This is a genomic window from Mesorhizobium shangrilense (assembly GCF_040537815.1).
Classification (GTDB): Bacteria; Pseudomonadota; Alphaproteobacteria; order Rhizobiales; family Rhizobiaceae; genus Mesorhizobium; species Mesorhizobium shangrilense.
On the sequence record NZ_JBEWSZ010000001.1, the window covers coordinates 1720726 to 1733263 of the forward strand.

At 60.9% G+C, this 12538-nt stretch carries 13 protein-coding genes, 1 tRNA gene and 1 pseudogene; 7 read left to right on the top strand and 8 right to left on the bottom strand.

What is annotated here, in order from left to right:
• Window positions 1-29 precede the first annotated feature (29 nt).
• Window positions 30-251, bottom strand: coding sequence for a hypothetical protein (locus ABVQ20_RS08695; RefSeq protein ID WP_354459102.1), 222 nt, complete (start codon window positions 249-251; stop codon window positions 30-32).
• Between the two features lie 155 nt (window positions 252-406).
• Between ABVQ20_RS08695 and ABVQ20_RS08700 the strand changes: the two genes are divergently transcribed.
• Together ABVQ20_RS08700 and ABVQ20_RS08705 are read left to right on the top strand one after the other, a co-directional pair.
• Window positions 407-1480 (top strand): alpha/beta hydrolase, encoded by a 1074-nt coding sequence (locus tag ABVQ20_RS08700; RefSeq protein WP_354459103.1) that lies wholly within the window; start codon window positions 407-409, stop codon window positions 1478-1480.
• A 144-nt stretch (window positions 1481-1624) separates the two neighbouring features.
• Window positions 1625-2782: an alpha/beta hydrolase gene (locus tag ABVQ20_RS08705; RefSeq protein ID WP_354459104.1), complete on the top strand. Its 1158-nt coding sequence runs from the start codon at window positions 1625-1627 to the stop codon at window positions 2780-2782.
• 24 nt (window positions 2783-2806) lie between these two features.
• Here the strand turns inward: ABVQ20_RS08705 and ade are convergent, their stop codons facing one another.
• Entirely contained in the window at window positions 2807-4624 is a 1818-nt protein-coding gene (gene ade / locus ABVQ20_RS08710; RefSeq protein ID WP_354459105.1) for an adenine deaminase, read from the bottom strand.
• A 210-nt stretch (window positions 4625-4834) separates the two neighbouring features.
• Here ade and ABVQ20_RS08715 point away from each other — a divergent pair, with 210 nt between their 5' ends.
• Window positions 4835-5497 carry an outer membrane protein gene (locus ABVQ20_RS08715; RefSeq protein ID WP_354459106.1) on the top strand — a complete coding sequence of 221 codons (663 nt, stop codon included), beginning with the start codon at window positions 4835-4837 and terminating at the stop codon, window positions 5495-5497.
• Here the strand turns inward: ABVQ20_RS08715 and ABVQ20_RS08720 are convergent.
• The 4 genes from ABVQ20_RS08720 to ABVQ20_RS08735 are packed head-to-tail and all read right to left on the bottom strand — an operon-like array spanning window position 5485 to window position 8130.
• The gene (locus ABVQ20_RS08720; RefSeq protein WP_354459107.1) at window positions 5485-6243 is read right to left on the bottom strand and encodes an amino acid ABC transporter permease; all 759 of its coding nucleotides are present in this window, start codon (window positions 6241-6243) and stop codon (window positions 5485-5487) included. The two genes, ABVQ20_RS08715 and ABVQ20_RS08720, sit on opposite strands and share 13 nt — an antisense overlap.
• 20 nt (window positions 6244-6263) lie before the next feature.
• Window positions 6264-7091 (bottom strand): transporter substrate-binding domain-containing protein, encoded by an 828-nt coding sequence (locus tag ABVQ20_RS08725; protein ID WP_354459108.1) that lies wholly within the window; start codon window positions 7089-7091, stop codon window positions 6264-6266.
• Entirely contained in the window at window positions 7088-7411 is a 324-nt protein-coding gene (locus ABVQ20_RS08730; RefSeq protein ID WP_354459109.1) for a GYD domain-containing protein, read from the bottom strand. Before ABVQ20_RS08730 ends, ABVQ20_RS08725 begins: the two co-directional genes overlap by 4 nt.
• 23 nt (window positions 7412-7434) lie before the next feature.
• Window positions 7435-8130, bottom strand: coding sequence for a cysteine hydrolase family protein (locus ABVQ20_RS08735; RefSeq protein ID WP_354459110.1), 696 nt, complete (start codon window positions 8128-8130; stop codon window positions 7435-7437).
• A gap of 106 nt (window positions 8131-8236) precedes the next feature.
• On the opposite strand from ABVQ20_RS08735, the gene ABVQ20_RS08740 reads away from it, so the two are divergent.
• The gene (locus ABVQ20_RS08740) at window positions 8237-9136 is read left to right on the top strand and encodes a LysR family transcriptional regulator (RefSeq protein ID WP_354459111.1); all 900 of its coding nucleotides are present in this window, start codon (window positions 8237-8239) and stop codon (window positions 9134-9136) included.
• A 109-nt stretch (window positions 9137-9245) separates the two neighbouring features.
• Here the strand turns inward: ABVQ20_RS08740 and ABVQ20_RS08745 are convergent.
• Window positions 9246-9331, bottom strand: a tRNA-Leu gene (locus ABVQ20_RS08745).
• Between the two features lie 401 nt (window positions 9332-9732).
• Here ABVQ20_RS08745 and ABVQ20_RS08750 point away from each other — a divergent pair.
• Together ABVQ20_RS08750 and ABVQ20_RS08755 are read left to right on the top strand one after the other, a co-directional pair.
• The gene (locus ABVQ20_RS08750) at window positions 9733-9936 is read left to right on the top strand and encodes a hypothetical protein (RefSeq protein WP_354459112.1); all 204 of its coding nucleotides are present in this window, start codon (window positions 9733-9735) and stop codon (window positions 9934-9936) included.
• Window positions 9937-9961: 25 nt separating this feature from the next.
• Window positions 9962-10981: an alpha-1,2-fucosyltransferase gene (locus ABVQ20_RS08755; RefSeq protein ID WP_354459113.1), complete on the top strand. Its 1020-nt coding sequence runs from the start codon at window positions 9962-9964 to the stop codon at window positions 10979-10981.
• An 82-nt stretch (window positions 10982-11063) separates the two neighbouring features.
• On the opposite strand, the pseudogene tnpA reads toward ABVQ20_RS08755, so the two are convergent.
• A pseudogene (gene tnpA, locus ABVQ20_RS08760) lies at window positions 11064-11491 on the bottom strand (IS200/IS605 family transposase).
• 181 nt (window positions 11492-11672) lie between these two features.
• On the opposite strand from tnpA, the gene ABVQ20_RS08765 reads away from it, so the two are divergent.
• Window positions 11673-12392 (top strand): LuxR family transcriptional regulator, encoded by a 720-nt coding sequence (locus tag ABVQ20_RS08765; protein ID WP_354459114.1) that lies wholly within the window; start codon window positions 11673-11675, stop codon window positions 12390-12392.
• Window positions 12393-12538 lie beyond the last annotated feature (146 nt).

Sequence of the window (12538 nt, forward strand, 5' to 3'; positions counted from 1 at the left end):
TCGTTTGCGGCCCTGTACCATTGATGGGGTCAAGCGGCATCGTTTGCCTGCGTGATGGGGCGAGCCATGCGACTTGCCTCCATGCTATTGCATATCCCGCCTGCCGAAGCCATTGTCCGGCGATTCCCGCAAAAGGACATTCCCAGAATCCCGGCAAGCACTTGGAGGCGTTTGTTCATGCCGCCACATCGGTCGTCATCCATATCGCCGCCGGAAATCAGTGAACCGACGGTGATGCCATTCTCAAGCATACCAGGGTTCCCGCCGCCCTTTGGGCTTTCGCGCAACAGTGCCATGGCGGTCGCGGGGCGCTGACGGCATTTCAACCGCAAACGACTTACTTCCGCCGCACTCTACCTGTCCGGGAGGTGTCGCGGAGGCCTGCTGGCCGGAGTGGAATTCAGACGTGCCTTTCAAGAAGATTTGCATCATTGCCCTTGCCTTGCTGATTGCCGGCTGTGCTGGCCGGCAAACCCAGGAAATTCTCGGCAGCGCCGTCGTCGCGACGCCGGTGACGGAGATTGCCGGCAATCACAGCATCTTCATCGCCACGACGCGCAAGAAGTCCGATGATCCCAACAAGGTTTTCGACGGCGAGCGTTCGGCGACGCTGAACTACGCCCGCGTCAACGTCACCGTTCCCGGCGTCCACCAGACCGGGCAGATCGAGCGACGCTCGCGCGGCAAGTCGAATGACCCGGCCAAGTATTTCATGGCCTCCGAGGTCGTCGGCTACGATACGGCACCCCAGTTTTCGAGCGCGCTCAACGCCGACATCGCCGCGCGTGGCGGCCGCGTCATGGTCTTTGTCCACGGCTACAACACCGGTTTCGACAGCGCGGTCTATCGTGTGACCCAGATCGTCCATGATTCCGGCTATCCGGGCACGCCGGTGCTGTTCTCCTGGGCCTCGGGCGCCAGGACCACCGACTATGTCTACGACAAGGAAAGCGCGAGTGCCGCGCGCGACCAGCTGGAAGTGACGCTGCGTATGCTCGCGCAGACGGGCGCGCGGCGCATCGACATCGTCGCGCATTCGCTGGGAACCTGGGTCACCATGGAAGCGCTGCGCCAGCTCGCCATCACCGGCGACCGCGACCTTGGCGGCAAGCTGGGCGACGTGGTGCTGGCCTCGCCCGACATCGACGTCGACGTGTTCAAGAGCCAGATGCGCCGCTATGGCAAGCCGGACAAGCCGTTCATCCTGCTTCTGTCCAGTGACGACCGGGCGCTGCGTATCTCCGGGCTGCTCGCTGGCTCACGGCCGCGCGTTGGCGATTACAAGGACGCTGCCGACCTCGCCAACTATGGCGTGACGGTCGTCGATCTGTCGAAACTCAAGGGAACGGATAGCTTCAACCACAACAAGTTCGCCGATAATCCGGCCATGGTGAAGATGATCGGCCAGCGGCTTCGCGAGGATGACGGCTTTGCCAGCGACCGCGACGTTACCGACCGCATCAGCCTGCTTGGACAATAGGATGCTTTCCGGTGGATTTCGGCGGTCACGTTCACGATTGCCGCACCATCGGAACACTTTGAACTGGACCGGGCCGGACACTGTCTTTATCGACATGCCCATGGATGCCATCAGCTTGGCGTCGCTTACGGGGACTGTGTAGCCGTGCGTTCGAAGAGCTTCCTCATCGTCGCCTTCGCGTTGCTTGTTACAGGCTGCGCCGGTCAGAACACGCATGACCTTCTCAACAAGACAACGATCGCGGTTCCTGCCTCCGACATAGCGGCGACGCATGAGATCTTCGTCGCCACGACACGGCAGAGGGCCACAAAGCAGCCGCGGCAGGTCTTCGACGGCGATCGCTCCCTCACCACCAGCTACGCGCGTGTGGATGTGACCGTCCCCAAGATCCATCAGGTCGGCGCTATCGAAAGGGCAAAGGGATCGGCCAACAGCAATCCGGCCAAGGATTTCACCGCAAAGGATGTCGCCTACTACGAGAATGCGCCGCAATTCGCCAAGGCGGTTGGCGCCGATATCGCCATGCGCGGCGATCGCGCGCTGGTTTTCGTGCACGGCTTCAACAACGGCTTCGATGACGGCATCTATCGGCTGACGCAGATCGTTCACGATACGCAATACACGGGCACGCCGGTGCTGTTCTCGTGGGCTTCAAGCGCCAAGACAACCGGTTACCTCTATGACAAGGACAGCGCCACCGCCGCGCGCGACGACCTCGAAGCGACGCTGCGCATGCTGGCCAAGACCAAGGTCAAGAGCATCGACATCATCGCCCATTCGATGGGGAACTGGGTGACCATGGAGGCGCTGCGCCAACTCGCCATCACCGGCGACCGTGATCTCGGCGGCAAACTCGGCTATGTCATTCTCGCGTCACCGGACATCGACGTCGATGTGTTCAAGAAACAGATGATCCGCTACGGCAAGCCCACCAAGCCTTTCGCCATCCTGCTTTCAGGGGACGATCGCGCCCTCAAGCTCTCTTCCTTCATCTCCGGCGACAAGCCCCGTGTCGGCGACTACGGCAACGCGGCGGACCTGGCCAGCTATGGTGTGTCGGTGGTGGACCTGACCAAGACGAAGGGCGGCGACCAACTGAACCATGCCAAGTTCGCCGACAACCCGTTCCTGGTGCAATTGCTTGGCAAAGGCCTGCGCGCGCCGGCCGGCCTGGCTTCGGACGAAAGCCCGCCGGGGCAGCTCGACGACCTTGGGCAGGGTCTCGGAAAGGCCGTTGGTTCGGTCGCCGAGATCGTCATCACCACGCCGTTCAAGGTGCTGACCATCGCCACCGGCGGGTGAGCATCGCAAACGCCCTGCTGATCTTCAGACGAACAGGTCGACCTTCTGGAAGGTCGTCACATCGATCAGACCGACGTCGGAAATCCTGAGCTCGGGAATGACGACCAGCGCCAAGAGCGAGTGCTGCATGTAGGCGTTGTTCAGCGAACAGCCCATCTTGCGCATCGCCTCCGTCAGTTTCTCCGCCTTGGCGGCGACGATCTCGGCGCGCTCGTCCGACATCAGGCCGGCGATCGGCATTTCGACCAGTGCCAGTTCCTTGCCCTTGGAGAACAAAACAACGCCACCGCCGACCTCGCCCAGCCGGTTGACCGCCAGGGCCATGTCCTGCTTGTTGGTGCCGACGACGATGATGTGGTGGCTGTCATGCGCGACGCTGGAGGCCATGGCGCAGTCGCCCATATAGCCAAAGCCAGAGACGAAGGCATTGGTGACGCCGCCCGTGCCCCTGTGGCGTTCGACCAGCGCGATCTGGCAGACATCGTTGCGGCGGTCCATGGCGACCAGCCCGTCTTCAACCGGCAGGTCGGCCTCCAGCGCCCGTGTCGGCGCCTGGTTCTCGATCACGCCGATGACGCGCACGCGCACTTCGTTGGCGCCCTTGGGCGCCACGATGTCGAAATCCACGGCCTTGAGTTTCTTGCCGAGCTTGACCGTGTTCTTCGCCGTCTTCGGATAATTGTAGGCCGGGATGTCGGTTTCCAGCTTGCCGCCCTTGGCCAGCCTGATCCCACGCCCGTAGACCTCGTCGATGGTCATCTCGGCCAGATCGGAGACGATCAGCAGGTCGGCCAGCCGTCCCGGTGCGATCGAGCCCAGCTCACGCTCCAGCTTGAAATGCTGGGCGGTGTTGATCGTGGCCATCTGGATGGCCGTCACCGGCTTCAATCCCTGTTGGATGGCGTGGCGCACCACCCGGTCCATATGGCCTTCGTGAACAAGCGTGCCGGAATGGCTGTCGTCGGTGCACAGGATGAAATTGCGCGGATCGATGCCGCTTTCCGTCACCGCCTTGATCTGCGAGGCAACATCGTACCAGGCCGAGCCCAGCCGCAGCATCGCCTTCATGCCCTGGCGGACGCGGGCAATCGCATCCTCGGCGCGCGTGCCCTCGTGATCGTCCTCCGGCCCGCCGGCGACATAGCCATGAAACGGCAGGCCGAGGTCACGCGAGGCATAATGGCCGCCGACCGTCTTGCCCGCCTTTACCGTCTCGGCGATCTCACCGGACATCACCGGGTCATTGGCGGCGACGCCGGGGAAATTCATCACCTCGCCAAGACCGATGATGTTTTCCCACGTCATCGCCTCCGCCACATCGGCGACCGTCAGTTCCGCACCGGCATGTTCGAGCCCCGGCGCCGAGGGCACGCAGGACGGCATCTGCACGTGCACGTTGATGGGCATGGCCACGGCCTCGTCATGCATCAGGCGAACGCCCGGCAGGCCCAGCACATTGGCAATCTCGTGCGGATCGATGAACATGGATGTGGTGCCGTGCGGGATCACGGCGCGGCAGAATTCCGTCACCGTCACCATGCCGCTCTCGACATGCATGTGCGCGTCGCAGAGGCCCGGCACCAGATAGCGTCCGCCGGCATCCACCACCTTGGTGCCCTGCCCGATGGCGTGGCTGGCATTCGGCCCGCAATAGGCGAAGCGGCCGCCCGCAATGGCGATATCGGTGCCGGCAATGATCTCGCCGGAATGGACATTCACCCAGCGCCCGTTGCGGATGACTAGATCGGCGGGCTTGCGCCCCATTGCGACATCGACCAGATGCGTCGCCATCTCGGTCCACGGTCTTGGTTTGGCGGGATTGGGGATCTTGGCGGTCGGCATCAAGCGATTCCTTCGGTTACGGGCAGTCTCGCAAATGTCGGCGCGCGTAGCCAGAGGCCGCGACCGGTATGCGCCCCATGCAAAGAGTGAACCTCGGATCGATGTAAAACCGTGAAGGAATCGACCGCACGGAAATCTGATTCCGTTTTCCCGCAAATGGGGTTACCCTAAAGCCTACGGATTTTTCTGAATCGACGTTCGGGGAGTTCGATGCGTCGGCTAACGCTTGCAGGTGCGGGTTTGCTTGTCGCCCTCACCGGACCGGCTTTTGCGGCCGATCCGACGGTCGATCTGCCGATGACCGCGCCGGGCTTCGACTGGACCGGCTACTATGCCGGCCTGCAGGCAGGATATGGCTGGGGCAGCTCCGATATAACAGGAACAGACGGTACACCGTTTTCCTCGCCCGATCTGAGCGGCGGATTCATCGGCGGCCAGGTTGCCGGCCTTTGGCAATTCAACCATTTCGTGATCGGCGGCGAGGCGGATCTCAACTATGCCGGCATCGACGGCTCCGCCAATGCGGCCCCGGGAAATTCATTCGGCACCAACATACAATGGTTCGGGTCGGTCAACGCAAAGGCCGGCTATGCCATGGACCGCGTCCTGGTCTACGGCACAGGTGGCGTCGCCTTCGCTGGTATCGAAACCAGCCAGAACTCAGGTTCGGACTTTTCACGGACCCGCACGAATACCGGTTGGACGATCGGTGCGGGCGTCGACTATGCGCTGACGGACAAATTCACGGTCGGCGCCCAGTACCGCTACTATGATTTCGGCTCCGACCATTATGATGGAAACAGCAGCTTTACCGATCGAGATCAGGACGTGAAGCTGAATACCGTCGGCATCAATCTGAACTACAAGTTCTGAGCGCTCCCGTTCAATGGCGGTGCGGTGCGGGCGGGTTGCAAGCCGGAATTCCGATCGTTGCTCTTCCGGGAATATGGGGCGGACATCCGCCTCTCGATCCAGCTTTGCGCGAGAGTCAGGATGGAGACCATGACGAGGTAGTAGAGAAACGCGCAGGCATACCATTCGGTGAACCGGAAGCTTGCCGATATGGAGAGGGAGGTTGTTGTCATCAGTTCCCGCAGCGAGATCGTGTAAGCCAGCGAGGTCGATTTCAGCAGGGAAATGAATTCATTCATCAGGGACGGCAAGGCGATGCGCATGGCCTGAGGCAAGACCACCAGGCGAAAAGCCTGGAACCTGGTAAGCCCAAGTGCTGCCGCCGCCTCCCTCTGACCAGCCCCCAGCGACCCAAGCGCGGCGCGCATGATCTCCGCATTATAGGCCACGCCGACCAGGGTCATGCCAATGTAGGCGGCAAGAAACGGTGTGAACCACGACGAGCGGAATATCGGAAACAGCTGCGGCAGGCCGTTCCAGATAAACAGCAGCACCAGGATCATGGGCGCGCTTCTGAACAGCCAGACATAGGCCAACAGGACCCAGCGGACCGCAGCGCGCTTGGAGCTCAAGCCGATCGCCACCGGCAGACAGAGCGCAAATGCCGTCACCTGCACGCAGATCGACAGGCCGATCGTTGTCAGGGCGCCCTGGATCAAAGCGGGGCTGACGAGAGCTTCAAGAAAAATGGTCGGATCAAAAAGCACGTCGGCCCCGCTCTTCTTGCCTACGAGCCGTAATCCACGTCGAAGCCGGACTCGGGAAAATTGTACGTCTTCGCTATCTCGCCAAACGTTCCCTGCTGCTTCAGCGCCTTCAGCGCCGACCTCAGCAACGCCAGGTCTTCCGGCGATTTCTGGATGTAGATGCCGAACTGGAATTCGGATGGATAGGTGTACACGACCTTGATCTTGTCACCTGTCTGTTTGGCGCGAACGCCAGCCTCTGCCGCCTCCGTCAGCGTCGCATCGGCTCGCCCGATCATGACTTGCTGGGTCGCGGCGACCTGCGATTCATAGGTCTGGAAGGTGACAGGCGCCTTGCCCTGCGCCTTGAACGTCTTGTTCATCTCATCGGGCGCATCGGCATAAGACGTCCCGGCCTCGATCGCCAGCGACTTGCCGGCAAGGTCGTCGGGGGTCTTGATCGCATCGTTCGTCGCGGCAGTGACGATCACCGTCGACGATTTCAGATACGGCACGCCATCATAGGACTGACGGCGCTTTTCGTTGAGATAGATGCCGCTGATGACGAGCGAGCAGCGGCTCGCCTGCAATGACGGCAGAAGCCCATCGAAGCCCGAGACGACGAACGTGACGTCGGCGCCCCAGAATTTGGCCAGCGCGTCGGCGACGTCAATGTCGACGCCCACCGGCCGCGTGTCGGTTGGCTTGTCCATATAGGTGAATGGCGGAAAACCGGCCGAGGTGCACACGGTGAGGTGTCCGTCGCGTATGAACGAGGGCGCATCTGTCCCGGCAAGAGCGGTTTGGCTGAGCAGCGTTGCGCCCAACAGAGAAGCGATGTGGCAGGTACGGTGCATCGTTCGTTTCATGGCAATTCCCCCGTTGCAATTCGGCTTTTCATAGATGCCTCGACAATCGAGCTCCATTCAGGGGCGTCGAATGCACGCAGCACCACCGGATCGACATGACCGTCCTGACGAGCGACGAGCAGGTACTGCATCATCGCCGCTTCGCTCGGCATCTCGAAAACCTGGACGAAATCGTAGGCACCCATTGTGGAATAGAGGGCGACGCTGCGCCCGCCGAGATTTTCGACGCGTTCACGGCTGACCCGAGCCCGCTCCGGAGAGTTGGCAATCTCGTCGAGCCCCCGCTGCGTGAGACGCATCAGAGAAATGAAATATGGCATTGCACCAGTCCAGTTGGTTTCGATCAGCTGTTGGCCGAGGGCGCGTCCAGTGCGCGAAGGCCCGCAATCACGTCCGCTGCTTTGGAGACGACGCCGTAGATGCCGTCCTCGACGGTGACCATATGAACGGCGGCGTCATGGGCGTATTGGTCGCCGCTGGCGCAGGCATCCTCGATCAGTAGGCACTGATAGTTCCTGTCCGCCGCCTCGCGCATTGTGGTGCTGACGCAAACGTCCGTCGTGCAGCCGCTGAAAAGCAAGTGGGTAATTCCCCTCGCCCGCAGGACATGATCGAGGTCGGTATGGGTGAAGGCGCCGTTGGCGGTCTTGTCGACGATGACATCGCTGGCGTGGAGGGCGATCTCCGGGACGATCTCAAATCCGGGCGACGAGCGCAAAAGGACCTGGGTTCCCTCGAGCCCCGTCCGCTTGCGACGCCAGCGTTCGTAAGGCGTCATGTCGGCCATATCCGCGCGATAGCCCTGCCTGGTGTGCAGGATCAGACAGCCTGCCGCCCGGGCGGTATCGATCAGGGCATTCACCGTCGGCAGGATCGCCCGCAACGGCGCGGGGTCATAACCCTTCCTGGCGAAGTAGCCGTCGGAAGACAGGAAGTCGGCCTGAAGGTCGATGACGAGAAGCGCGGTCACCTTGGGGTCGAGATTTCCGTCGTAGGGATAGTCGAAAGGCCGCGACCTGATCCACTTTGTTCCTGTCATTGGGGCGCCTCCGCATGTTGCTCGACACTGAGGCTAGGACACACCAATTGTTTTGACAAACCAAATGATTTATACGGTTTGGAATTAGCACAGCTAAACGATCGAGATGAAGCACCCACACGGCCTGGCCTATCTTCGCGTCTTCGAAGCGGTTGCTCGTGTCGGTTCCGTGCGCGCGGCGGCGATCGAGCTGAATGTTACGCCCGGTGCGGTAAGCCAGCAGCTGCGCAACCTTCAGGACAGCCTTGGCGTCGCCCTGTTCAGCAGGGACGGACGGCGCCTGCGCCTGACGGAATCTGGAAAGACATTGCAGCGCTCGGCGGCGATAGCTTTTTCCGAGATCGACACCTGCGTCGATGAAATTGCTAGGCCTGCCCCATCCGTAGGACCTCGATCTATCACCATTGCCGTACCGCCGGCTCTCGCGGTTTCATGGTTCACGACGCAGATGTTCGACTTTGCCCAGGTCGCGGGCCTTACTTCCTTCCGAATGATCCCTGCGGTCGATTTCAGCCAGATCGACTGGCGCTCGACCGACATCGCGATCGTCTACGGTTCACCACCCTGGAAAGGCTTTTCCTGGAGCCTCATGGCCAATGTCGTCCTGCGACCCGTTTGCAGCCCAAAACTGCTGAACGCCTCGCCATCGTTGAGATCGCCACGCGACGTGACGGAACATTGGCTCCTGCATGAGGACGACGGCAGCGAATGGTTGCGGTGGCTGACAGCGGCGAATGTCTCGCACGTCACCTCGCGCAATGCATATTTCGGCACCTTGATGATGGCGATAACCGCAGCGCTGGAAGGGCGCGGGCTGGCTCTGGTCAGCGACTTCCTTGCTTCCGAATACCTCCATTCGGGAAGGCTGGTCAGGCCGTTCGAGACGGCAATCGAGGCATCGCGGAGCTACTATTGCGTCTGCGCCGACAATCGCGCGGCCGATGCTCAGATCATGCGGATGACGGAGTGGATCATAGACCGATCGAGACTGCCGCAGCGGATCTGAGACGAACGGCGTTCAACACACTTATCGAGCACCAAGGCGCAATGGCTTGCAGCAACGGAATTTGAGCCCCGGTTCGCCCAATGGCATGAATTGAGAAGAAAAATCAGCATGGTGCGGACGACGGGAATCGAACCCGTACGATCAGAGATCGAGGGATTTTAAGTCCCTTGCGTCTACCAATTCCGCCACGTCCGCACCCGTTGCTTTTCAAGGCTTCGGGCGGAAACGTCAACCCAATGTTTTGCAGCCAGTCCTTCGTGTTTTGCAAAACCTGTTCAACGAATATTCCTGGGAGGCGACCTGTGACAGACCTCAGCGAATGGAAAGACGCGGCGGCACATAGGAAGCCAACATGGCCGCTGGCCGGCTACGCTCCGGGTAGCTACATGGGCACATGCTCTCGCTGCAAGGAGAACGCCATAGGCCTCGACAAGCGCGCCCGTCACTGCCTTCCATGCGCGGTCGACGCCATCAAGGAAAGCGAGGAAGCAGCGCGTGCGGAGGTCCGAAGATTGCGGGCCGAGAACGAAATCCTTCGCGCTGCAATCCTGATCGTCTCATCCCTCCCCGCCTCATCAAATATAGGAGATTGAGATATGGCTGAGCGACTGGAAGATGAAGTCTATTCGTATGCGTCGCTGGCCGAATGGCTTCAGAAAAGCGCGTCCCAAGATTTGGTCATATGTGAAGCGAAGGGCATTGCCATCGAAATTCTGGTTGCCGCACTACCCCTCCCTTGGGGCTCCAAGAGAAAAGGCCCCGGTGAAGGGGACTTGGGGTGCGCACTAACCCGCGCTTGATCGGGGGCTCGCTGAAGGGATAGGGTTGCAACAGGCAGCGTTAGGTTTGAGCGTAAACGAAGCGGCCGTTGGTGAGATCGTAGGCCGACTTGTTGATGATCACCGCGCCCGGCTGAACGGTGGAGTCTACAAGGGTTACCCTCCCTTGAAGGGTGACGATGGCAGCGGGATGAAAACAAAGCATCCAGTCGTTGGCATTGAACTGCGCGGCGGCCTGGGCAATCAGCTTTTTCAGTATGCTGCCGGACTCGCGCTCGCTGATCGACTTGGCGGCGAATTGCGCTGCAGGTCATCAGGCGCGGCACGCTCGATCACACGCCCGCTGGGACTTCGCGAATTTGGCCTAACGTGGGCCGAGTGCCAGAGCCCGAGGGCTCGCGGGACGTTGCGGGCTCTAGTTCGCTGGTTTGGCGCGGAGGAAAGCAGAGACTTCCGGGGCTGCGTATTCTTCGAGGAAGAATTTGGCCGCTTTGATGCCAGGTTCAATGACGTAACATCGACATGTTACCTCGACGGCTATTTCCAGTCGTGGCGCTATTTCGAGGGACGCGAGACTCTTATCCGCAATGCCTTCGATACCGACAAACTCGCGCGCCGGAACGTCGAAGTTGAAGCGGCAATCCGCGAAGCCAATCACCCGGTCGCGATACATGTGCGCCGTGGCGATTACGCATTAGAGCCAGCGACCATGGCTTTTCATGGTTTGTTGGGCGCGGACTACTACCAGCGAGCCCGTCGCCTGATCGAAACGGCGGTTGCTGATCCTACATATTTCCTGTTCTCGGACGACCAGGCCGCAGCCGGAGCGGAACTCGGCGACTGGCCGACTATGCCGGCAGGGGTAAACTCGGCGCACGAGGACTTAAGGTTGATGTCGCTCTGCGAGCACTTCATCATCGCCAACTCCACCTTCAGCTGGTGGGGAGCTTGGCTCGGCAGAGCACATGGAAAATTGGTCGTCGCACCACAGAACTGGTTCGCTCCGGCCCACGCGCATAAGACAGTGATCGATGATCGGTATCCGCCCGACTGGATCCGCACGTGAATGCTCCACCGCCTGAAAGGTGGTGGCTTCAGGTTACGGCTTAAAGCCGGATCAGTCCGCCACGAGCGGACAGGGAGCGAACTCACGTGACATTGAAGTTGTCGTCGGGCTCGGGTGGTGTCTGGTTCCTAATGTACTCAACCCACATCTCGTCGGTCACGTTGCCACTCGTGCAACCCAGTAGCCCCTCGCCCACAGGTGCTGGCCCCAGTAGCGCTTGCGCAATATCCCGAACTCGCTCAGCAGCTTGTGCGAACTGCGCCCCTTCAGGTGCTGCACGGTGCGCGATACCGACAGGTTCGGCGGGATCGACACAAGCATATGCACATGGTCGCGATTGATCGATCCGGCATGCACAACCATCTCATGCGCCTGCGCTGTCTCGCGCAGCAGTTCCCGGCACCGTTGCCCAACGTCGCCGCCAAGCACCGCATAGCGGTACTTCGTCACCCAAACCAGATGGTATTTGCAGTCCCAAACCGTGTCGCTGCCACGCTTGTACCCTTCCATCTAGCCAGTCTACACCCGAAGCGCCCCGATCCCAGGCCGCCTAAAGGCGTGGGGTTTACAGATCCCCTATCGGGGACTCTAGAAGCGCCTCATCGTCATCAGATCTGTTATCCGATGGGCAAGCGGTTGATCTCAGGCGATTTCCTGCGACTATTGAAAGTCCGGGCAAGAGGGGCGACAGATGAGGCAGGCTGCAGGGTTGCGGTTTCTCGATTTTTGCGCGGAAGAGGCCGATGCCGCCAAGGTGATCGAGCGCTTCCTGGAGGTCATCAACCTCTTCGGCTTCGAGGTGTCCGCTGGCGGCGCATGGGTTGGCGTCGGCGGTACGCGGGTGCATCGCTTCTACTTCAACAATTGGCCGAGTGATTGGCTCGAACTCTATCTCGCAAATGGCTTTTTCGAGATCGACCCGATCATCATGGAGACGCGCCGGCGCATGGCGCCGTTCCTGTGGAGCGAGATCGGCGATGCGCGCAGCTTCACCGTCGAAGGCAGGGTGGTGCTGGAGGCGGCCAAGGCCTACGGATGGTCCGAAGTGATGGGCATCCCCATCCATGGGCCGGCAGGCTACCAGGGGCTCGTCTCCCTGGCGTCGCTGAATTCGGTTTCCATGAGCAAGACAGAACGCGCGCTGCTGCACACGATGGCGCTTGCCGTGCACGACCGCGCGCATGCGTCCATCGGGCTTGACGAGAGCACGCGTCCCCCGATCCACCTGACACCCCGCGAGGCGGAATGCATGCGCTGGGTCATCGCTGGCAAGACCGACGCGGAGATCGGCATCATTCTGGGCATCGCCACCGCCACCGCGCATTACCATGTGGAGCAGGTCAAGAAGAAAGCGGGTACCCGCAGCCGCAGCGAAGCCGTGGCCCTGCTGGTGCTCGCGGGCACGGTTTAGAGCCGTACCCGCCCCGCCATCCACGTCTTTTGCTCAAAACTATTCGCCACCACGTCGCGTTCTCCACCCTATCTTTTCAGTTAGGTGCGCCGCAGCACGATCTGTTTTAGCGTCGTCTCATTGCGGGTCTGAATCGCGCCGGTCAA